This is a genomic window from Salinimonas sediminis (assembly GCF_003429285.1).
Lineage (GTDB): Bacteria > Pseudomonadota > Gammaproteobacteria > Enterobacterales > Alteromonadaceae > Alteromonas > Alteromonas indica.
The window spans coordinates 3,599,210-3,621,380 of the sequence record NZ_CP031769.1; the positions used below are offsets into that span (position 1 = coordinate 3,599,210).

The following is a 22,171-nucleotide window of genomic DNA, read 5'->3' on the forward strand; positions in this document are numbered from 1 at the left end:
AACCCGCCTACGGAGGGGGCTCACGAGGCAATCAGTAATGCCACGTATTAGCCCTTTTTATTCTTCTTTTTTGGCGAATGGCTGCACGGTAAGCCGTTGCCATCAGTTCGCTTTCGGAGCTACCCATTGATGGAAATTGAGTTAGTTTGGTTTGTGCTGACACTATGCTTAGCAGGCGCGGTTGCCGGCATTACCGCAGGTTTATTTGGCAATGGTGGTGGTTTTGTAGTGGTGCCAGCTTTACTCATTGTATTCCCCCTGTTTACCGAAGCCTCTGAGGCATTGGTAAAAGTTGCTATTGGCACTTCGCTGGCCTCAATTGTGGTCTCTAGTGCTCGAAGTGTGATAGCTCACAAAGCTCGGGGGGCGGTGGATTTTGAGGTTTTAAAATCCTGGTCGGTGTGGCTGGTGCTAGGGGTACTTGGCGGCGTCATGATCGCCAGTAATACCAGCCCAAACGGACTCAAAATAGTATTCGCGGCAGGGGTACTGCTGTACTCGGTGTATTTTTTATTTCCCGACCGGGTGGTACCTCCCGGCGTCAACCGTTCTATGCCCACCGGCATTGGGCGGGCCACCCTGGCTTTTGTACTAGGGGGCTTTTCCGCCTTGTTGGGCATTGGCGGGGGGACGCCCACCGTTATTACGATGGTGATGTGTCGCCGCTCGATTCAGCAAGCGGTAGCCACAGCCGCTGGAGTAGGCTTTTTAATTGGCCTACCCGGGGCTATCGGCTTTTTGATTATGCGCCACGCCGAGAACGCACCGTTGCCCTTTGGTACGGTGGGATATATCAATATTCCTGCGCTGGTGGCTATCAGTATCGGGGCGGTGATGACTGCGCCTATCGGCGCCAATATGGCGCATAAATTTAGCGAAAAAACCTTAAAAAGGCTGTTCGGGATTTACCTTGTCATTGTATCGGCAGGCATGTTCTACAAAGCCCTATAACTCTTAATTTGTGACGAAGGAACTACTATGACACATAACGCATCACGCCGTTTTTTCTTAGGTGGTAGCCTGGCCGCTACGGCCGCCGGTGCCGCCGGTATTATTTCGCCCGCCAGCCTGGCGGCCAGTGGCCAGGTGGTTAAACCGGCAAATTTGTACGGCCCTAAACCTGGTATTGCTAAGCTTAATGCTAACGAGAACCCTTATGGGCCCAGTCCGGAAGCGCTTAAAGCTATTGCGCAGGCAGCCTCCAGCGGGGGGGCATATTATGCCTACACCGCCAGCCAGTATCTTACCGATATGATTGCTGAAAAAAACCAGTTGAGCGCTGCCAATGTGGCGATCACTGCCGGTTCTAGCTTGATCTTAGCGTTTGCTGCATACGCGGCCACCAGTAAGGGCGTTATTTTAGGCCCTGACCTGTTCTGGGATACCACCTCTATGGCCCCGGTTCGAACCGGCGGCCCCCAGATTAAGCGAATTCCTAATACGGCAAACCTGGATATCGATTTGGACGCGATTTATCAGGCTATCGACGACGATGTTGCGATGGTTCATATTTGTAATCCGAACAACCCCACCGGCAAACTACTAGAACCAACCAAACTACGCGAGTTTTGTGTTAAAGCATCGAAAAAAACGCTGGTCCTGGTGGATGAGGCATACAATGAATTGATAAGCGACGGCCCTAGCCACTCAATGATTCCCTTGATTAATGAAGGCCATAACATAATCGTGGCCCGGACCTTTTCGAAAATTTATGGCCTGGCTGGTATGCGAGTGGGCTATATGCTTGGTTCACCAGAAAACATTGAGTGGATTGAACAGTTTGGCTTAGGCGGTTACTCCGTTAATCAGGCCGGACTGGCCGCAGCAATCGCCAGTTACCATGATGAAGGATTTAAAACCTTTTCACGCGATAAGGTCGCCCAGGCAAAAGAAATGATTGCCACGGCTGTGAAAGAAAATGGCCTTACAGCCCTCCCCTCCAGCACTAACTTTATGTTTGTTAATTTAGGAAAGGACGGCGACGCCAATACGTTCAGACAAGCCATGGAAGCAGAACAGGTTTTGATTCGCGGTCAGTACCGTAGTTATACCCCATGGTCGCGGGTGAGTACCGGGCGAATTGAAGATGTCCAAATGTATGTTAATGCAATGCCCAAAGCACTGGATACCATGTACAAAGCCATCAGGGCATAGCCTAAAAAAACGCCTGTGGCGGCTTGCTTAAAGCCGTCAGAAACCTAAGCGTAAACCAACCCGATTACGCTTCTATAAGCGACTATTATTAGTCGCTTTTCTGCGTTTATACCAGCTGAATACCCGGCGTCATCAAAAAAAATAAAATTTTCTCAATTACCTTTCATTACTCAGATTCTTGTCTATAACTTTATTAAAACCGATTAACAGGAAGCGGCGTTTCTCCGCTATTCCCCCTGTTACATTAAGCACGTTTTAGCCAGCCTTTGTCGGCTCATTAAAACAGTGTCATGGCAAGTGTAGTATTTTATTCAGGTGAATTTATGTTAAGCGGCAGTATAGCGAACCAACAACAACCTAAGTTGTCATTTCCCATCCTCTCGTGGGGCGGCGCCACGGTAAGTCTGCTCCTGGGGTTAGCGGCAACCTATTGGGGGTTTGAATATATCGGTGTAGTGATAGCGGCGTTAGGCTGTGTGGCTGCTTTTGCCAGTAGCACGGCTGTTCAGGAAGCTTCTGCGCAACACGCTGAAGCTGAAGTGAGTGAGCGCAATGCCAACAGTCTGGGCCAAATAGATATGCTAACCAACGAGCTAGCAACGGTCATCAGTACCTGTGAAACCAACCTGAATGATGTGCTGAGCACCCAGGATAGCGCGGTTGAAACCCTGAGCGAATCATTTACCACCTTGCGGAGTATGGTGGCTGAGCAAAACGGCTGCATAACTCACCTTATCCATACCGATGCTGATAGTAATGAAATGTACTCCACCAGAATGCGCAACTTTGCCGATAGTACTGAACAATCGTTAGACCAGTTTCTTGATTCCACTAAGCGCATATCTTCCGGCACCTCGGTCATTCTTGAAAAAGTTAACCTGGTACATGAAACCATGCCCACGGTAATGAAGGCGCTGGGAGATATTGACGATATTTCTGCTCAAACCAACCTGCTGGCACTTAATGCCGCAATTGAAGCAGCACGCGCCGGTGAAGCTGGCCGCGGGTTTGCTGTGGTGGCCGACGAAGTCAGAGCGTTATCCAATCGGTCTACTCAGTTTAGTGGTGTTATCAAAAAACAAATGGAAAGCATGAGTGTGCAAATTGATGAACTTACACAGAATGTGCGCGAACTGGCCTCTCAGGATACCAGCTACATCGTAGAGGCAAAGCGCGTCATTCAGGGTGAGTTAGACAAAATCATCGAAAAGGCGGAGTCAGATGCCACTACCACCAGCCAGCTCGAAGGTATCGGGGTGCAACTGGATACCGCCCTGGGTAACTCAATAAGGGGCTTACAGTTTGGTGATATCAATGGGCAAAACATCGAATACACCAAAGAGATTTTAGGGTTTGTAATTGACCAGTTACGCACCTTAAACGAATCATCCATGGACGATCTCGCTACTCAGTTACAAAACTATCAGGAAAAAATGAAAAGCAAAGGCAACCTTGATCATAACCCTGTCTCGGCCACCAACATTGAAGCTGGCGAAGTAGAATTTTTTTAGTAAAGCAGTAACTACGTAGCGCAGGCTTTGCACATTGAAGCCAGGCCGTAAAAAACGGATTTTGACACGAATTTACACGGTAATGGAATTTAACAAACTAGGTGTTAGACAGATATGAGCAAAAAAATACTGGCAGTGGATGACTCATCCTCTATCCGCCAAATGGTGGAAATGACTTTGAAGTCTAAAGGTTACGATGTAACCACAGCAGTTGACGGTCAGGATGCGCTGGACCAATGCAAATTTAACCGGTTTGACTTTGTGCTAACCGATCAGAATATGCCGCGCATGGATGGCCTGAGCCTGATAAAAGAATTACGAAAAATGAGCGCCTATTCGCGTACGCCTATTGTGGTGTTGACTACCGAAGCCGGTAACGACATGAAAGCACAAGGCAAGGCCGCCGGCGCCACCGGCTGGATGGTTAAACCATTTGATCCGGATAAGCTACTTGCAATCGCAGGTAAAGTTCTGGGCTAAAACGGACGCCGTATTATGTCTATAGATATTGAGCAGTTTCACGCTGTTTTTTTTGACGAAAGCCAGGAACATTTAGATGACATGGAACAACTTCTGATGGAGTTGAATGTCGATGACCCTGACCTGGAGCAATTGAATAGTATTTTTCGGGCCGCCCACTCAATTAAGGGTGGTAGCGGTATTTTTGGGTTTGATGCATTAACCGGCTTGACCCATGTAATGGAAAACCTGCTTGATAAGGCACGCAAAAGCACCATAAAGTTAGATGTCTCAACGGTAGATCTTTTCCTCGAAACCGTGGATTTACTTAAGGTCATTCTGGATGCGTATAAAGCCCAGGGAGAATTACCCGAAGCAGATATCCAAACCGGTATCGCCGCTCTGGAAACCGCGCTGGCAGCGTCTGATGGAGCAACGACCATAGCAAGTGAACCGGCGCCCGTAGTAGACGAAGGCTTTGGTTTCTTCGACGATGACGATGACGAACCAGCCGCGGAACTCAGTGACGCGCAGCCGGTTAGCGACTCCCCCGGGCAAACCGAACCGACCGCAGAACAGCATGCCTCATCTCCCCCCTCGGCAGAAGAAGATGGTTTTGGGTTTTATGATGACGACCTCGCATTACCTGTCGCCAGTGATACCGCCAAACCTTATGGTTTTTACAAACCCATAGAGCAAATCCAAGCTGACGTAAAAGGTGCCAAAGATGGCTCCGCACCGCCGCCGGTGGTGAAAAAGCCGGGCCAGAAGCAACCCGAAACCACCAGCCGGGCGTCGAAAGAAGCTTCATCAATACGGGTCGATACCCAAAAAATAGACGCTATGGTAAACCTGGTGGGTGAACTGGTTATAACCCAATCAATGCTGTCTATGATTAGCGAAGAAGTCACCGGTACCGTGGGTCAAAAATTACAAACCGCGATTGGCGAGCTTGAACGCAATACTCGCGAAATTCAGGAATCGGCCATGTCCATGCGGATGTTGCCTATTAATATGACATTCAACCGTTTCCCGCGCGTGGTCCGGGACCTTTCCACCAAACTGGGTAAAAAAGTCAATCTGGTTATTGAAGGCGGGGCGACGGAAATCGATAAAAGCATGATTGAGAAGCTGGTCGACCCGCTGACCCATCTGGTCCGCAACAGTATCGATCATGGCATTGAAAAAACCGCAGACCGCCTTGCTGCAGGCAAAAACGAAACCGGCACCGTCATTCTTCGGGCGGAGCAAAAAGGTGGCAACATAGTCATTAGTATTATTGATGATGGCGCAGGACTAAGCCGCGATCGAATACTGGCAAAAGCTCGCGAAAATAACTTGCCGGTGAATGATGAGATGCCCGACAAAGAAGTATGGAAGCTGATTTTTCAAGCCGGTTTCTCTACCGCTGCTGAGGTGACCGATGTATCAGGTCGGGGGGTCGGGATGGACGTGGTACGTCGTAACATCGAAGCGATTGGTGGGCGCATTGATATTGACTCTAAAAAAGGGAACGGCTCAGCATTTTCTATCCAGTTGCCGTTAACCCTGGCCATCGTAGACGGCATTAGTGTAGCAATAGGCGACCAAATATTCGTGGTACCACTGGTTAATATTATTGAATCTATTCAACCCAGCCGCGAGCAACTTAAAAGTATAGGTAATGACACCTTGCTGTGGATTCGTGAACAGTACTGGCCGCTTGTTGCTGTGCATAAAATGATGGAAGTAGACAATGCTATTGATCGCCCCACAGAAGGCATCGTTGTGCTACTTGAAAGCAGCAAGCGGCGCTATGGCATTTTAGTCGATAGCCTGTTGGGGCAACAGCAAGTGGTTATTAAGAGTTTGGAACACCACTACAAAAAGGTTCCAGGTATATCCGGCGCTACCATTATGGGAGATGGCAGGGTAGCAATGATACTGGATGCTGACTCCATTGCTGAGCAGTGTCGACCTATTGTCGAAGAGGAAATGTTGGCATGAACACCGCAGAACAAACAATGGCAAACGAACAACGTGAATATCTTAGTTTTGTATTGAGCGATGAACATTACGCCCTGGATATTACTTGCGTAAAGTAAATACGTGGCTATGAACCTGTAACCAAAATTGCCAACGCCCCCGGCTTTATCAAAGGTGTACTCAATCTGCGGGGCGACATCGTTCCGATAATTGATCTACGCATTAAATTTAACGTGGGTGAAGCCGTATATAACGAGTTTACCATCGTCATTATGCTAAGTGTATTTGACCGTATTGTTGGCATTGTAGTGGATGGCGTGTCAGACGTAATACGCTTAACCGACGATGACGTAAGGCCGCCACCGGAATTTGGCGTGGCGTTTGATAGCCGTTATTTACAAGGCTTAGCCTCCGTAGATGACAACATGGTTATCTTAGTCAATATTGAAAGTTTGATTTCCAGCGAGGAATTGGGGCTATTTGAATCCCAAAATGATGGCGGAGAAATGTAACATGGGAATGTTCAATCTATTCAATAATGAGTCTATCAAAGCACACCGTTTGCAGATGCTCAGAACTGAACAGGCAATGGAAGCCTCTAACTGCTGTATCATGATGGCCGACGAAAATGCCTTGATTACCTATGCCAACAGAGCTGCAACGCGCTTGCTGCTAAAGCATGAAAGGGCGCTGGCCAATGTAATTCCCCAGTTTTCCGCCACCCAGTTGTTGGGACAGAATATTTACCAGTTTGTGAATACGACTGAACACTCGAGCCATGGCAACCTGCTGCCCACCCAGCATAATATTGAGGTTGGCGAGATAAGCCTGAAACTATCCTTTACACCGCTTTATGGTGATGAAAAAGCGGTCATCGGCACGATGATTGAGTGGGAGGATCAATCTGAGTTGCTGGTTAAGCGTGGCATGTTGCACGCGCTACATCGGGCCCAGGCACTGGCCGAGTACACCCCTGAAGGCCAGTTGGTAGATGTTAATGATAACTTTTGCGAACTTACCGGCTACAGCAAACAGGCCTTATTAGGGCTGCATCATAGTAAGCTGGTGGTCCCTACTGAGGCCCAGCGGTCGGCTACCACCGCCCTATGGCAAACGCTGGTGAAAGGCGATATGCAAGCGGGTGAATATCAGCGGGTGCGCCAGGATGGCGGTATTGTATGGATACAAGCATCCTACAACCCCGTTACCGATTCACAGGGTAATGTAGTAAAAATAGTTGAGTTCGCCATCGATATTACCGAGGAAAAGCGTAAGTTTGCTGACTTTAATGGACAACTAGAAGCTATCGGTAAGTCGCAGGCAGTCATAGCGTTTAATACCGATGGAACAATTTTGTGGGCTAACGATAATTTTTTAGCCACGATGGGTTATACGCTGTCCGAAATTCAGCACCAGCACCACCGTATGTTTGTTGATAAAGCGTATTCTGATAGCACCGAATACACCGATTTCTGGACGCAATTGAAAGCTGGCTCATTTAAGTCAGGTGAATTTAAGCGCGTCGCAAAAAACGGTAAAGAAGTATGGGTACAGGCTTCCTACAATCCTATTTTCGATATGAATGGCGATATTATCAAGGTAGTCAAATATGCCACTGATATTACTGAACAAAAATTACATAATGCGTATTTTCAAGGTCAGATAGACGCCATTAGTAAATCTCAGGCAGTCATCGAATTTGATACCCAAGGGAACATTCAGTGGGCCAATGATAATTTTCTGCAGGCCATGGACTACACCTTAAAAGATATCCAGGGCCAGCACCATAGTATGTTTGTTGATGCAAACTACAGAATGAGCCAGCAATACAGTACATTCTGGAGTGATCTTCGCTCAGGTGTGTTTTGCAGTGGAGAATATAAGCGCCTGGCGAAAGGCGGCCGAGAAGTCTGGATTCAGGCGTCTTACAACCCTATCCTGGATATGAACGGCAATGTGTTCAAAGTGGTCAAATACGCTACCGATATTACCGCGCAAAAGCTTCGTAATGCAGACTATGAAGGCCAGATAAAAGCAATTAGTAAAGCGCAGGCGGTTATCGAATTTGATACAGACGGTAAAGTTAACTGGGCCAACGATAATTTCCTGGAGGTTACCGGTTACAGCTTGGCAGAAATTAAAGGAAAGCATCATAAAATATTTGTTGATAAAGCGACCCGCCATTCAGATGAATATGCCAATTTCTGGCCAGATCTAAAAAGCGGGAAGTTTGTTGCTGGCGAATTTAAGCGGGTAAGTAAATCCGGTGAAGATGTATGGATTCAGGCATCCTATAACCCTATTTTCGATAGTAATGGCGAGGTTTTTAAAGTGGTAAAATACGCCACTGATATTACGCCACAAAAACGTACGAATGCTTATTTTGAAGGCCAGTTAGCGGCTATCAGTAAATCTCAGGCCGTTATTGAGTTTGAAATGGACGGCACGATTTTAAATGCTAACGATAACTTTTTACGGGTAACAGGCTATAGCCTGGATGAAATAAAGGGCAAGCACCATAGTATGTTTGTCGACACCGAAACCCGTAACAGTCACGAATATCGTGCGTTTTGGGAACAGTTAAATCAAGGTGTTTACGCCTGTGGCGAATACCGTCGGTTGGGCAAACAGGGCAAAGAGATCTGGATTCAGGCCTCATACAACCCCATTTTAGACCAAAATGGGCGGCCATTCCGAGTGGTTAAATACGCCAGCGACGTCACGGCCCGCACTACGGCGATTTACGATATCAAGCAGGTGATGGCCCAACTAAGTTCAGGCGATCTTACCTGTGAAATCGAGCATGAATTTGAAGGTGAATTCAAAGTTCTTGGCGAATCGATTAACGCATTCATCCATGATTTACGCGGAACTATCTGCCAGATAAACACCGCAGTAGAAACAATCAATACAGCCTCATCAGAAATAGCCAGCGGTAACATTGATTTATCTAGCCGCACCGAGCAACAGGCATCCAGCCTGGAAGAAACAGCATCCAGTATGGAAGAACTCACGGGCACCGTTAAGCTAAATGCAGAAAATGCCGGGCAAGCGAATTCCCTGGCCACCCAGGCTTCCGCAGTCGCAGTAGAAGGCGGCAGCATGATTCAACAAGTGGTGCAAACCATGTCGAGTATTAATGAATCTGCACAGAAAATCAGTGACATTATCGGCGTTATTGATGGCATCGCTTTCCAAACTAATATACTGGCCTTAAATGCGGCGGTCGAAGCAGCCAGAGCAGGTGAACAGGGCCGCGGCTTTGCGGTTGTTGCCTCAGAGGTAAGAACGTTGGCCCAACGCTCCGCGGATGCAGCAAAAGATATTAAAGCCCTGATTTCGGACTCTGTCACAAAAATTGCCAGCGGCAATGCACTGGTTAATCAGTCAGGCGAGACCATGGGCAATGTGGTGACCTCTATTAAACGGGTTAACGACATTATGGCGGAAATTGCTGCCGCTTCTTCGGAACAAGCATCGGGTATTGATGAAATCAGCCAGGCTGTCTGTCAAATGGATGAAATGACGCAGCAAAACGCTGCCCTGGTAGAACAGGCCGCCGCCGCGGCTGAAAGCATGCAGCAACAGGCAGAACAGCTTAGTGAGCGGGTTTCATCGTTCAAACTGGAAGACAATGTTGTGGCCTTAGCGCTGCAAAATAAAAAACCAGCCTTAAAAGCCAGAATACGCACAGGTGGTAGTAGTGACAACGCAACTATGTCAGGTGCCAGATTAACGGATATGAAAGCGGCGGCGCCTGAAAATGATGAATGGGAGAGTTTCTAACGTGCAGACGGGTACATCAAGCAGTAGAGCCAAAGGTGCCCGTGAATTCAATTATAGCGGCGAGGATTTTGATAAGGTCAGAGAGACTTTGTATAGAATGGCGGGTATCAGGCTGGCCGATAGCAAAGACTCGTTGGTGTATAGCCGGCTCGCCAGACGGTTACGCGCATTACGACTACGCACGTTCAATGATTATCTTGCCTATTTAGCCGTAACCGATTCGGAAGAAGAGCACTTTATCAATGCGTTAACCACCAATCTGACATCGTTTTTTAGAGAGCCTCACCACTTTATTGAATTGGAAAAGTATTTACGTCAGACCCCCGGCGTCAAAACCATCTGGTGTGCAGCCAGCAGTACCGGTGAGGAACCCTACTCTATTGCAATGACCGTGGCACAAGCTTTTCGTAGCTTTACACCTCCAGTATCAATAATCGCATCAGATATCGACAGTAACGTACTTAATAAAGCGCGGCGCGGTATCTACCCGGTAGATGTTACCCGCAAATTAAGTAAGGACCAATGTAGCCAGTTTTTACATAAAGGTCGGGGTGATAACCGGGATCTTGTGCGGGTAGTGCCTGAGCTTAGGAGAATGGTTAAGTTCGAGCAGATAAACCTGACCCACGAGTACTGGCCTCTACCTGAGCAAGTAGACGTTATATTTTGCCGCAACGTTATGATTTATTTCGATAAAAGCACACAGCTTAACATTCTGACAAAGATGGTAGCGTTACTTCCTGAAAATGGCCGCTATTTTGCTGGCCATTCAGAAAACTTCAACACTGCGTCTAAAATTGTCACGCCTTTGGGACAAACTATTTATAAACCAGTAAAGGATAACTAATGTGGCAGAAGTGGCCCAGGAAAGGCTATCAGGTTTAAATGTTTACTACGATAATCGGTTTGAACGCCAGGCAGTAAAAATTTTACCCGGGGAATACTTTGCTACCAACAAAAACAGTCTGATAGTAACGGTCCTGGGTTCGTGTGTATCAGCCTGTTTACGGGATACTAAAAACGGTATTTTCGGTATGAACCATTTTTTATTGCCCTGCGATTATGGCGATGATTGCTACAAATACGGCGCCCCTGCCCGCTATGGTATGCATGCCATGGAACTGGTAATTAACGAGATGATGCGAATGGGCGCTGACCGGCGTTATTTACAAGCAAAAGTGTTCGGTGGTGGCAATGTGTTAAAGGGCATTACGGTAAACAATATTGGCCTTAAAAACGCTGAGTTTGTAGCCCAGTATCTGCGTACCGAAAGTATCCCGATAGTTGCCAGCGATTTATTAGGCGACTACCCCCGCAAAATTTATTTTTTCCCAGAAACCGGTGAAGTGAAGGTAAAGCGACTAAAACGTCTCAACAATACCACCATCATGGACCGGGAGACTGTTTACAGAATGAAACTAAAAGAACACATCCGTGAGGATGACTTCGACTTATTCGAATAGGTAGTGTATGACAATTAAGGTACTTGTAGTTGATGACTCGGCGCTGATTCGTAACTTATTGGGCGAGATTATAAATGCAGCGGATGATATGACTTTGGTGGGCACAGCGCCCGATGCTTATGTAGCAAAACAAATGGTCAAACAGTTTACTCCAGATGTGATTACATTAGACATTGAGATGCCCAAAGTTGATGGTTTGCGTTTTTTAGAAGTACTTATGGAAGCCCGCCCTACCCCCGTTGTCATGATTTCCACACTGACCGAGCACGGGGCGGAAGCCACATTACGCTCGCTGGAATTAGGCGCGGTAGATTTTATTCCGAAACCCAAATTGGGCGTGGTTCAGGGTATTGAAGAATACCGCGGATTCATTCTGGCAAAAATTCGCACTGCGGCGCGTTCAAAAGTACGAAAACAACGTACCAAAATTACCACTGCCAATAGCTTGTCTTACTCTGGAACTGAAAAAATCATTGCCATCGGCGCCTCTACCGGTGGCACTGAAGCCATTAAGAGCGTGATGGAGGCTCTGCCGGCGAACGCTCCAGCCACAGTAATAACGCAACATATGCCCCCGGGTTATACCAGCACGTTTGCTAAGCGTTTAGACAACTGCAGTAAAATGAAAATTGTTGAAGCCAAGGGCGGTGAACGGCTACTGCCGGGGCACGGATATTTAGCCCCTGGCGACCGCCATATGACAGTAGTCAGAAGCGGAGCAGACTACCGTATCGAGATTTCGGACAGCGAGCGGGTAAGCGGGCATCGGCCGTCTGTAGATGTGATGTTTGACTCACTGGTTAAGTCGGCCGGTAACAATGTGGTGGCAGCATTATTAACCGGGATGGGTAAAGACGGCGCGCAGGGGTTGCTAAACCTGCATAATGCCGGCGCCCATACAATTTGCCAAAGTGAGGCGTCGTGTGTGGTATTCGGCATGCCTAAGGTCGCCATTGGTATGGGCGCAGCAAACCAAATATTAGATTTAGAATTGTTACCCGCCAGTATTATTAAATATCTGGAATCGGTGCATGCCGGAAGCCGTTTATAGTATTCGCGACGACCATTGGTGCAGGCCTTTAGCAACTACAGAGTTTCGGTAGGACTTAAGCTGCCACTGGTACGTTGAATAGGTGCTACCCGGCAGCGCGGGTTGGCCACCGGCAATCAGTCATCTGGTAATACGCCGCACTATTGGCGCGTTAATAACGTGGTTATCTAGCGGGCATGGATGCGCCGCGTTGGCAAAGCGCTGCTCCATGTTATTCGATTGCTAAGAACGTTAGAGGGGATAGTGCTGAGTTTAGGCCAACCCGCTAATTTGAATGCTCAGTCTACGCGCAAGCTAACCCGCTTCACCCCGGTGCATTGCGGTCGTAAATGCCTATCGTCCAATACGCCCATCGCACGGCAATACAACATGACAGAGGGAGTTAAGCTTTATTTATTTCAAACAATAGCTTAAGAATAGTTATCGCAGGTTGTGCCAAGGGCTGAGTAAAAAATGACACACGATTACCGTCACTTATGTCATATACTTTATAAACGAAGTGATACTTCGAAGCGGGTATTCTTTGGTCGTAAATGGCTGTGTTTTTCGCGCGGTAACTTGCAACAAATGAATAATGACGAATACTCAGTATTAAAGATGTAGAAAGTTTGGAGGTTATATGACAGTTCGTGTATTGGTGGCAGACGACTCCCGCTTGTCCCGACGCAGTGTAATCAAAGCTCTACCGCCAGAACTGAATTACGCAATAGATGAAGCAGCCAACGGTAAAGAAGCTATTGCGTTATTAAACAAAGCGTCATTTGAGCTGATGTTGCTGGATTTAACCATGCCTGAAATTGATGGCGTTGGGGTACTTGAATATCTGGCGGACAAAACTGAAAAACCCCACGTAGTCGTTATTAGCGCCGACTTCCAACCAGAAAAACAGCGTATCGTAATGAGCTTAGGCGCAGCCAAATTCATTCGTAAACCGTTGGACCAGGAAGAGTTAGCAATGACCTTGTTCGAGCTGGGGTATTTATGAGTACCGAGTCCGTTTTGACAGCAGATCAGCGCGACGCCCTGCAAGAATTGATGAATATATCGATGGGTCAGGCGGCAAATTCACTGGCTCATTTGATTGAAACAAAAATAGGTATATCAATACCTAAAATTGCCTCTGTGACGCCCGAACAGTTGTTCAGTATGATCAGTGAGCAAGCTGACGCCTATTATACCCGCCAGTCTTTTTTAGGGGATATCCAAGGCGAAGTCATGTCGGTGGTTTCGCAACAGGGTTTATGTGAAGTTGGTGCCCTGCTTGAATACGATGCGCCACTGAGCCAGACAGATATTCAGGAAATTATTCTTGAACTCTCTAATATTCTGGCCGGAGCATGCCTGGCTGGTTTGTCAGCTCAGCTGGCGCTAGGCACTAACTTAAATATGCCCACCTTGTTTTCCCCCCGTAAAGCCAATTTTGAAGAGTTTCAGTGGTCGAATAGTTTGGTCATGGAAGTACAGTTTGATATCGAGATATCGTCATTTTCCATGCGCGTGGTTTTTTGTCTGGACGACGCGTCGCTAGACAGGCTTACGCAAACGCTTGATGAGTTATTAGGGTAAATGTTCGACCAACTGGTAGCCAAATTACCGGTCGGGATATGCGTGGTAGACGAGCAATACCGGTTGCAGTATCTCAATGCCTTTTTTCTCGACAGAATGCGGCCTGACCAGCGCCACAATTACTTACAACAACCTCTGATAAGCATATTCCCCGAACAGGCAAAATTTTTAACAAGACGTATCAAGTCGGTATTTGTGTTACAGCATCCTAGCTTTAGTTATTGGGAGCAACGTGCGCATATATTCCCCTTCAAAAGTAGTCGCCCGATTACCGGGGAAGAAACCCAGATGTATCAGAACATGGAGATTGTGCCCATTAGCGGCCCTTCCTCTGAGCAGAAGCTAGCGTGTATTATTCTGCAGGATGTTACCGCCCAGGCCAGTTACTTGATGGCGCAACAAGAGCTAGCATCAGCGCTGAAGCAGGAACACACTGCGCAACGTAAATTAATTAAAAAACTTGATAGCGCGCAGAGCCAGTTAATACAGGCTGAAAAAATGGCATCTACCGGGCAACTCGCCGCGGGGATAGCGCATGAGATTAATAACCCCATTGGCTTTGTTACCGCCAACCTGGCGACGCTAAAAGACTATAGCGAGCAGTTGCTTAACCTATGTGACGCCCTGGCTGACAAGTTACAGGTTACCTCACCATCGTTAGCGCAGTTCAGTGCCCAAACGATGGATACTTATCACTACGAATTACTTAAAGAAGATATTTCGCCGCTAGTAGACGAGTCCTGTGAGGGGCTAAACCGAGTTCGCGATATTGTGGAGAACCTCAAGCAATTTGCCCTGGAAGAGAGTACCGGCTGGCAACTTTTCAATCTTCACGAAACCACCCAGCAATTAGTTAAATTAGTGGGTGCACAATATAAAGCGCCCGTATACAAAGTGTCCTGCAACCCGCCCAACCTGCAAATTTTTTGTGAACCCGCCAGCATAAAGCAGGCCCTGACCAACATACTTATCAATGCTGCGCAGTCAATAAAATGCAAAGGATTTGTAAAAATTGACATCCGAGCTACCGCGCAGCGCGTAAGCATTAAAGTAATAGATAGCGGCGTTGGTATTAGCGCCGAGAATATAAAGAAGATTTTTGACCCCTTTTTTACGACCAAACCGGAAGGGATGGGACAAGGACTGGGATTGTCAGTGGCGTATACCGCCATAGAAAAACATAAAGGCAAAATTATTGCCAACAGCAACCCCGGCCGCGGTACCGTTGTGGAAATTCTGGTACCTGTAGTGCATCCAGAGCAGCGCCATGAATGTGCAGAACCTTTGGGGGGCAGCTGACGACTCTGACTGAGGGAGCGTTCACTGGATGGACCAAGAACAATTATTACCACTATTAGTCGCCACGGCTCAGGGGCACAAAGCAGCTTTTGCCTCACTCTATGAGCACACCAGCGGGCAACTTTATGCCATTACCCTAAAACTATTAAAACGTGCAGACCTTGCTGAAGAAGCGCTGCAAGACGCTTACGTACAGATATGGCATAAAGCCGACAGCTACCACCGTGGCCGCGGTACGGTACTCACCTGGATGATTAGCATTGCTCGCTATCGGGCTTTGGATAGCCTGAGATACCATAAGGTTCGTCCTGAACACAGCTTTAATGACGAAATTGCCGCACCAGACCTCGGCACACTCGGCGCACGCCAGCCCCCCCACGAAAAGCTGTATCGCTGCCTTGATGAATTGGAAAGCGAGCAGCGCCAGGCGATTTGTCTAGCTTACTTTAACGGCCTGTCGCATACCGAAGTAGTAAAACATGTAGACAGCCCTCTAGGCACGGTAAAAAGCTGGATACGACGCGGCTTAAAGTCCCTGCAACGGTGTTTATCGCTATGAACTACTTAACCCCGGCCCTTCGCGATGCCTTAGCGGCGCAATATGTGCTGGGCACGTTACGCGGCCCTGCTCGCCAACGCTTTACCAAATTGATGATGCGTCATGAATCGATTGCCCAGGCTACGTGGTATTGGGAACAACAGCTTAATACGCTGGCTACCCATCTCGAACCTGTTGCGCCGCCCGCATCTACCTGGGAAAAGATTGCCCAGCGATTGCATACATCGTCCAATGTACAAGCCATTGCTTCGCCGGCACGATCACCGCGCGGCTGGCCCAAGGTTGTGGCAATGGCCGCCGCAGTGATGTTAGGTGTGACGTTATGGTTAATGCAACCGCCTGATACTGAAAAGGTTTACCAACAGCTGGCGGTAATGAACAATCAACAGAGCGAGCCAGTTTGGTTGATTAAGGTTAGCCCAGAGCAAATGCTTATCACACCGACCAGTCAGCTAGCGTCAAAAAATAATAACGATTATGAATTGTGGATGTTGCCCGCGGATGGCAGTGCACCGGTTTCGTTGGGTGTTATACCGCAACAGGGCGAACTGGCCGTCAAAACACCAAATTTGGTGAAAGCTGAAAGGGTGAAAGCCCTGGCGGTGAGTCTGGAGGCAGTAGGCGGTTCCGCCTCAGGGGCGCCTACCGAAGTTTTGTATGTGGCCTCGCTATTTTCGGTAAAGTCATAGCCTACTTAGTACCACAAAGCTACAGAAGAATAGTTAACTATAGTTAACATTATATATACTAAAATGCTGCATCTGTTTACATTTTAGCCGCGTAAGGATTGGGTAGATTCTAAGCACACAAGGAAAAACCATGCTTAAACTCACTCCGATCGCGGTTGCACTCACTGGCGCCCTGGTAGTTACCTCCGCAGTAGCATCAAGCCATAGAGAAGCACCCAATATTACCCGGATGCCTACCGTCGATTCCACCGACTTCTACATGTTCAATAGTTACGAGTCAGGCCGGGAAGGCTATGTAACTATGATTGCTAATTACATTCCTCTTCAGGATGCCTATGGGGGCCCTAACTATTTTGCGATGGATCCGGCAGCTGAATATGCCATTCATATTGATAACGATGGCGACGCTGTAGAAGATATCAGCTTTACATTTAAGTTCACAAACAAGCTGGCGGCAGAAGGTGAAGGCATTGCTTTACCAGTAGGCCCCAGTGGCGAAGAAAAAATGATTAAGGTTCCGCTGAAAAATGTTGGCCCGGTTTCGGCCGACGATGCGACCAACGCAAACTTTTCAGAAATGTACGACATGCAGATTGTTAGCGGGGATTTACGTTCTGGCACCCGCACTACGGTAATGCCATCACAGGGCGAAGCCTTTTACAAACCATTAGATTATATAGGCGACAAAACCTTTACCAGCACCGAAGAGTACGCCCGCTATGCCGGCCAGTTTGTTTACTCTTTTGCAATTGAAAGCTGTGATAACCCGGGCCGGGTATTTGTAGGCCAACGTAAAGACCCCTTTGTAGTGAATCTCGGCGATACGTTTGATTTAGTTAATTATGTACCGGTGGAAGGCGATAGTGCACCCGGCGCCGGGGATGCGGGGGGCTTTCCTGGCGGCATAACACAAGATAGCGCCAACGACGATCTTAAAGATAAAAACGTTACCTCAATTGCCGTTGAAGTACCCGCTGAATGTGTTACGGGTGAAGGCAATGGAAGTATAGGTGGTTGGACTACGGCCAGTTTGCCCCAAGCGCGTATTTTAAACCCGAATGCGACGTACGCTAAACCAGAAGTAAATGGTGGCGCGATGACCCAGGTTTCACGCTTAGGCAATCCTTTGGTTAATGAGTTAGTCATTGGACTTGGAGATAAAGATACATTTTCTACCTCCATGCCAGCCCAGGATGGCCAATTTGCCGATTATGTTACTAACCCGGTATTACCTGAGCTGTTGAATATTTTATTTAAAGATGCCGTCAACACTACACTGGGTACTGAGATGGACACTCTGGCCCCAACCAACTTCCCACGTAATGACCTGGTCACCGCGTTTTTAACCGGCTTTGAAGGCGTTAACCAACTTGCCACTGTCTCCCCTTCGGAAATGCTGCGATTAAATACTACTATTCCCGCTACCCCGGCAGCCGACCAATCGGCTTTTGGCGTCGCTGGTGATGATTTAGCAGGCTTTCCAAATGGTCGTCGTCCCGGCGATGATGTAGTGGATATTGCATTGCGCGTGGTAATGGGGCGTTTGTGTTACCCCATCCCGGTGAACGGCGAAGATACGGACCTCGGTTTGTGTGCACCAGAAGATGCGAACACCGGTGAAGTTCCCTTTACCGATGGCGCTCCTATAGATGCATCTATGATAGGTAGCAGCTTCCCGTATCTGATGACACCTATCTCAGGTTCAGCTGAATAAGGAGCCACTATGCGTAATTTATTAATGGTAGCTGCCGCTACTGTCATGCTAACCGGCTGTTTCGATGACGATGATGACTATGTCGTACCTGACGCGGAAAACACGGCCCCTGAGGCGGTGTCGGAGTCATTTTCTACGCAAACAGAAACCGCGTTTTCTGAAACATTAACAGCTACGGATGAAGAGGGAGATGCACTGACATTTGTCATGGCTGATGGGCCGGTTAATGGTTCTGTAGAGATCGCGGCCGATGGAAATTTCACCTATACCCCGGTAGCAGAATATGCTGGCGAAGACAGTTTCACGTTTACGGTCACCGATGGGGTGAATGAGCCTGTGGAAGGGATGATTACCATTATGGTTGAGGCGCAACAGGTAAATGTTTCTTCCTATACACGTGCGGCATTTGAGCAAGAATCTACTGATACACCATTGCCGCTAAACGGGCGAGAGTTTACCCAGGACGTGGAAGACCCAACCGCCTTTGATGATTTGATAAACCAGTAACAACCGCTAAGGCCAGGGATGGCCTATTTCTTAATAGGGAGCTGCAACATGCTAAAAAAACGTTTGGGTGTTTTATTCTTATGTACGGTCTGTGGAGCAAATGCCAAACAATTATCTCCCTCTTCCACCGATATTATTGCTACCTGGCCCGCCTCGGTTTCAAGTAAAATGACGTACCAACAGGCAATAGACATTCTGGATAAGGCCAAACAGTTAGGCAGCACTTCTGCTGATATAAAAGCCCTTTCACATGTAATTTCCCGTAGGGAAAGCCAGCGCAACCTGGACGATAAGTTCACGTATATCAAAGCAAGCTTACTACAGCGTAATCATGATTTTGAAGCCGCAAAAGAACAGCTTGTAACGCTTAATACCCCACAATCGAAGCTACTTTTGGCATCGGTTTACAATAACCTCGGTCAATTTGAGAATAGTCTTCAAACGTGCAAATCGCTGGTTTCGCACAGCGCTCATCTGGTGGCGTTGACCTGTATGCTGGATGCCCGCTTCCAGCAATCACCTTCAGTAAAATGGTATCAACAACTTACGCAACTTAGACGTGTGGCAAAATACGAGTCAGCCCAGGTCCTTGAGTGGGTCGATCAAACCCTGGCATTTATGGCGTTAGCCTTAAATAACCCCACAGCAGCGCTTACTCATCTCCCCGCTGAGGAGCTAGACCAAGTCAGTGTTGCCTCTGCCTCGTTGTGGGCCCAGGCGCAGTTGGCGTTAGGCCGGTATAACCACGTCATTGATACGTTAGGTCCAGCGGCCAATAAGGCTGCAGAAATGGATGATGGCATATTGATAATGTTAGCCCAGGCCGAGCAACATACCGGCAATGACACACGCTGGCAAAAGCAAGCACAACAGCGTATTGCAATGCGCGAATGGCGTAAAGATTGGTCCCATGCGGCGTATATCGCGCGTTATTATCTGGAAGTAAAGCAAGATGCTGATAAAGCGCATCATTTTGCTCAAGTTAATTGGCAATATGCTAAAGGCCTTGAAGATAAACAGCTCCTGAGCCGAACTGTTAACCTCGTCACAGGAGAAAACTAAACATTATGCGCTTATGTATTATAGTGTTTTTGCTGAGCTGTATCTTCCTATTAACCAGTATCCCGGCGCGGGGGCATGAGCTAAGCAACGGGTATCTGTCGTTAACGGTTAACAATGACGAAGATGTATCGGGGACCTTATTGTTACAACCCTTTGATCTGGAACAGACAGTAGGTCTGGATACCAACACTGATGGGCAGCTTACGTGGGCCGAGGTTTTATCTCGCAGCGATGCCCTGCACCGCTATGTCAACGAGCACCTGGTACTGTCAACAAACGCCCAGCCTTGCCCCGCCACCTTGCACGCCCCTACCTTGCATTCTATTTCAAGTCAGACACTTATCGGAGTGGCTTTTTCTTTTGCTTGCCCAGCAAGCAGCAACCTTACATTACAGTACTCTGCTATTTTTTCTGAAGATCCCACGCATAAAGTATTATTCACTGCGGCCGGAAATGACCTACAGGCTACCCAAACACAGGTACTCACGGCCCAGGCCGATACGGTCGAATTAAGCGGCACGCCAATAGATACGTGGGCTACCGTAGGCAACTTTGTATATGAAGGTATCATCCACATCTGGATTGGCATCGATCACATTCTATTTTTGATTGCGACACTTCTCACAGTCAATTTGTATCGCCAACACAACCAATGGCAAGCTGAAAGTAGTAAACGAACTGTATTACGCCATACGTTTTATCTGGTCACCGCATTTACGCTGGCCCATTCACTGACGTTAACATCTACCGCATTAGGTTGGTATTCACCTTCCAGTCGGTGGGTCGAATTGGGTATAGCCATATCAGTACTCCTCACGGCGCTAAATAATATCTGGCCGGTAATACACCGGCTCGGCTGGGTAACGTTTGCTTTCGGGCTATTGCACGGAATGGGCTTTGCCAGTGTTTTTGCTGAGCTTCAATCAGTGGCTTCCAAGCCTTTACTTACCATAGCTTCGTTTAACGTGGGCGTGGAAATAGGCCAGCTTGCTATTGTAGCGCTTCTACTGCCTTTATTGCTCGGCTTACGTAAGGTCAAGGCTTACGCCCAATTCATAATGCCTACTGCGTCATCTATCATTGCGTTGATTGCCGTCAGTTGGGCTATTCAGCGCTGGTAACTGTCACTTTTCAAAAAGCGCCCTTCCATTACCCGATAAACAGTCGGGTTTATGGCCCAGGTTCAGGCCGCGCCAAAGGGGTACCTGTCCCAGGGTCGATAGCATCAAGCGAGGGGCCGTCATAAGCATTCAGCAGCATGGCAACAACAGCTTGGCCATATTGAGCAAACCACATATCGCCCAGCGCTTTAAGTTTGTTGATGTTCGCTTCACTGATGTCATCCATTGCGTCATCCGGCGGAAATGGTAACCCCGGTTGCTGTTTCATTTGTGCGTTCACCCTGATGTATCGCCCTGTTGGCAAAATGGTAAGGGCCTGATAGGCGACCAGCTGTTCGTCAGACAACACATCAATAATATGTCCTTGTCGCATCCACTGTAATGCGCCCCAGCCGGTGGTATCAGGGCCGTTAACCTTGCGGGTACGTTTTCCGGTCCCAATAGAAACGACCCGAACATTTTCAAAGGCGGTGTCGGGCCACAGCCGCCGACTTTCGGCAATAGCACACATTGTAGGGTTGTTTGCTACTACCCCACCATCTACCAGCCAGCGGCTGACATCCTGTTCAGGATCCGTGACCTCAACACTGGGGAAATAGGTTGGGGCAGCAGAGGACGCATCAGCAATAAGGTAGCTCAAGACATCATGGTGTTCAGGTTTAGTGGTTTTAAAAATGAGCGGACGGTGATACTCCACACCAAATGTCACTGCCAGTGCGTGGCAATTATTTTTCACAGCATTGGCTAATGTAGCGGTGCCAAAGTGGCGTTTCAACAACGCGGTTTTACCACTGGCTTCATACTTGGGAGCATTTATCCCGTCAAACTCGAACAAACCACGATTTTCAGTAAAAATCTCGCGGGCATTTTTTGCGTTATAAAGGGTATTGATTTGATCTACGGTAAGTTCGGTAGTGGCTAACGCCAGTGCGATAATGGCACCGGTACTGGTGCCTGCGTATAAATCTACGCAGTCCCGGATTGAAACTTGATGATTTTGCTGAAGCTGGGCTTCAACATTACATAGAAACTGGATACTCGCCGCTCCGCGAATTCCTCCGCCATCCAAAGAAAGGATAAGTTTAGACATGGTTATTCGTTCGCCGCTGACTGCCTTACCACCAAAATAAAATGGCGATGAAACCAAGTCAACTGTACCGGAGTCCAAATAGTTATGACTTATTGTACGGTAACCCCGTTATGCGGTATTAAAAAGCCGTGCGCCATATTGTTTACTTAACCGTGCGCCACTATCATAAAGCCTG

General features: G+C 47.9%; 19 protein-coding genes and 2 pseudogenes. 20 read left to right on the forward strand and 1 reads right to left on the reverse strand.

Annotated features, from left to right (window positions below):
- Nucleotides 1–129 precede the first annotated feature (129 nt).
- From D0Y50_RS15795 to D0Y50_RS15885, 20 genes and pseudogenes are all read left to right on the forward strand, one after another.
- Nucleotides 130–951 carry a sulfite exporter TauE/SafE family protein gene (locus D0Y50_RS15795; protein ID WP_108567305.1) on the forward strand — a complete coding sequence of 274 codons (822 nt, stop codon included), beginning with the start codon at nt 130–132 and terminating at the stop codon, nt 949–951.
- 27 nt (nt 952–978) lie between these two features.
- Nucleotides 979–2,154: a pyridoxal phosphate-dependent aminotransferase gene (locus tag D0Y50_RS15800; protein WP_108567304.1), complete on the forward strand. Its 1,176-nt coding sequence runs from the start codon at nt 979–981 to the stop codon at nt 2,152–2,154.
- Nucleotides 2,155–2,477: 323 nt separating this feature from the next.
- Nucleotides 2,478–3,665 carry a methyl-accepting chemotaxis protein gene (locus D0Y50_RS15805; RefSeq protein WP_232366286.1) on the forward strand — a complete coding sequence of 396 codons (1,188 nt, stop codon included), beginning with the start codon at nt 2,478–2,480 and terminating at the stop codon, nt 3,663–3,665.
- A 114-nt stretch (nt 3,666–3,779) separates the two neighbouring features.
- Nucleotides 3,780–4,145 carry a response regulator gene (locus D0Y50_RS15810; RefSeq protein ID WP_108567302.1) on the forward strand — a complete coding sequence of 122 codons (366 nt, stop codon included), beginning with the start codon at nt 3,780–3,782 and terminating at the stop codon, nt 4,143–4,145.
- Between the two features lie 15 nt (nt 4,146–4,160).
- A complete protein-coding gene (locus tag D0Y50_RS15815; RefSeq protein WP_117317891.1) occupies nt 4,161–6,110 on the forward strand; it encodes a chemotaxis protein CheA in 1,950 nt (649 codons plus the stop codon).
- Nucleotides 6,107–6,601 (forward strand): annotated as a pseudogene (locus D0Y50_RS15820) (chemotaxis protein CheW). The gene D0Y50_RS15815 and the pseudogene D0Y50_RS15820 overlap by 4 nt, the downstream one beginning before the upstream one ends.
- A 415-nt stretch (nt 6,602–7,016) precedes the next feature.
- Nucleotides 7,017–7,301, forward strand: a pseudogene (locus D0Y50_RS20075) (PAS domain-containing protein); the annotation flags it as partial.
- 21 nt (nt 7,302–7,322) lie between these two features.
- Nucleotides 7,323–9,875 carry a methyl-accepting chemotaxis protein gene (locus D0Y50_RS15825; RefSeq protein ID WP_456300107.1) on the forward strand — a complete coding sequence of 851 codons (2,553 nt, stop codon included), beginning with the start codon at nt 7,323–7,325 and terminating at the stop codon, nt 9,873–9,875.
- Nucleotides 9,856–10,722 carry a CheR family methyltransferase gene (locus D0Y50_RS15830; RefSeq protein WP_108567298.1) on the forward strand — a complete coding sequence of 289 codons (867 nt, stop codon included), beginning with the start codon at nt 9,856–9,858 and terminating at the stop codon, nt 10,720–10,722. The genes D0Y50_RS15825 and D0Y50_RS15830 overlap by 20 nt, the downstream gene beginning before the upstream one ends.
- A gap of 1 nt (nt 10,723) precedes the next feature.
- Complete coding sequence (gene cheD / locus D0Y50_RS15835) at nt 10,724–11,338, forward strand: chemoreceptor glutamine deamidase CheD (RefSeq protein WP_108567297.1); 615 nt, start codon at nt 10,724–10,726, stop codon at nt 11,336–11,338.
- Between the two features lie 7 nt (nt 11,339–11,345).
- Entirely contained in the window at nt 11,346–12,389 is a 1,044-nt protein-coding gene (locus D0Y50_RS15840; RefSeq protein ID WP_117317895.1) for a protein-glutamate methylesterase/protein-glutamine glutaminase, read from the forward strand.
- A gap of 619 nt (nt 12,390–13,008) precedes the next feature.
- Entirely contained in the window at nt 13,009–13,374 is a 366-nt protein-coding gene (locus D0Y50_RS15845) for a response regulator (RefSeq protein ID WP_108567295.1), read from the forward strand.
- On the forward strand, nt 13,371–13,955 hold the full coding sequence (locus tag D0Y50_RS15850; RefSeq protein WP_108567294.1) for a chemotaxis protein CheC: 585 nt from the start codon (nt 13,371–13,373) through the stop codon (nt 13,953–13,955). Before D0Y50_RS15845 ends, D0Y50_RS15850 begins: the two co-directional genes overlap by 4 nt.
- On the forward strand, nt 13,956–15,254 hold the full coding sequence (locus D0Y50_RS15855; protein WP_108567293.1) for a sensor histidine kinase: 1,299 nt from the start codon (nt 13,956–13,958) through the stop codon (nt 15,252–15,254).
- A gap of 28 nt (nt 15,255–15,282) precedes the next feature.
- Nucleotides 15,283–15,813 (forward strand): sigma-70 family RNA polymerase sigma factor, encoded by a 531-nt coding sequence (locus tag D0Y50_RS15860; protein ID WP_117317897.1) that lies wholly within the window; start codon nt 15,283–15,285, stop codon nt 15,811–15,813.
- On the forward strand, nt 15,810–16,502 hold the full coding sequence (locus tag D0Y50_RS15865) for an anti-sigma factor (protein WP_108567291.1): 693 nt from the start codon (nt 15,810–15,812) through the stop codon (nt 16,500–16,502). Before D0Y50_RS15860 ends, D0Y50_RS15865 begins: the two co-directional genes overlap by 4 nt.
- Nucleotides 16,503–16,632: 130 nt before the next feature.
- Nucleotides 16,633–18,216 (forward strand): DUF4331 domain-containing protein, encoded by a 1,584-nt coding sequence (locus D0Y50_RS15870; protein ID WP_117317898.1) that lies wholly within the window; start codon nt 16,633–16,635, stop codon nt 18,214–18,216.
- A 9-nt stretch (nt 18,217–18,225) separates the two neighbouring features.
- The gene (locus D0Y50_RS15875) at nt 18,226–18,723 is read left to right on the forward strand and encodes an Ig-like domain-containing protein (RefSeq protein WP_108567289.1); all 498 of its coding nucleotides are present in this window, start codon (nt 18,226–18,228) and stop codon (nt 18,721–18,723) included.
- Nucleotides 18,724–18,771: 48 nt separating this feature from the next.
- The gene (locus D0Y50_RS15880; RefSeq protein WP_108567288.1) at nt 18,772–19,785 is read left to right on the forward strand and encodes a hypothetical protein; all 1,014 of its coding nucleotides are present in this window, start codon (nt 18,772–18,774) and stop codon (nt 19,783–19,785) included.
- Between the two features lie 5 nt (nt 19,786–19,790).
- Entirely contained in the window at nt 19,791–20,906 is a 1,116-nt protein-coding gene (locus D0Y50_RS15885) for a HupE/UreJ family protein (RefSeq protein ID WP_108567287.1), read from the forward strand.
- Between the two features lie 49 nt (nt 20,907–20,955).
- Here the strand turns inward: D0Y50_RS15885 and D0Y50_RS15890 are convergent, their stop codons facing one another.
- On the reverse strand, nt 20,956–21,996 hold the full coding sequence (locus D0Y50_RS15890) for a patatin-like phospholipase family protein (protein WP_108567286.1): 1,041 nt from the start codon (nt 21,994–21,996) through the stop codon (nt 20,956–20,958).
- Nucleotides 21,997–22,171 lie beyond the last annotated feature (175 nt).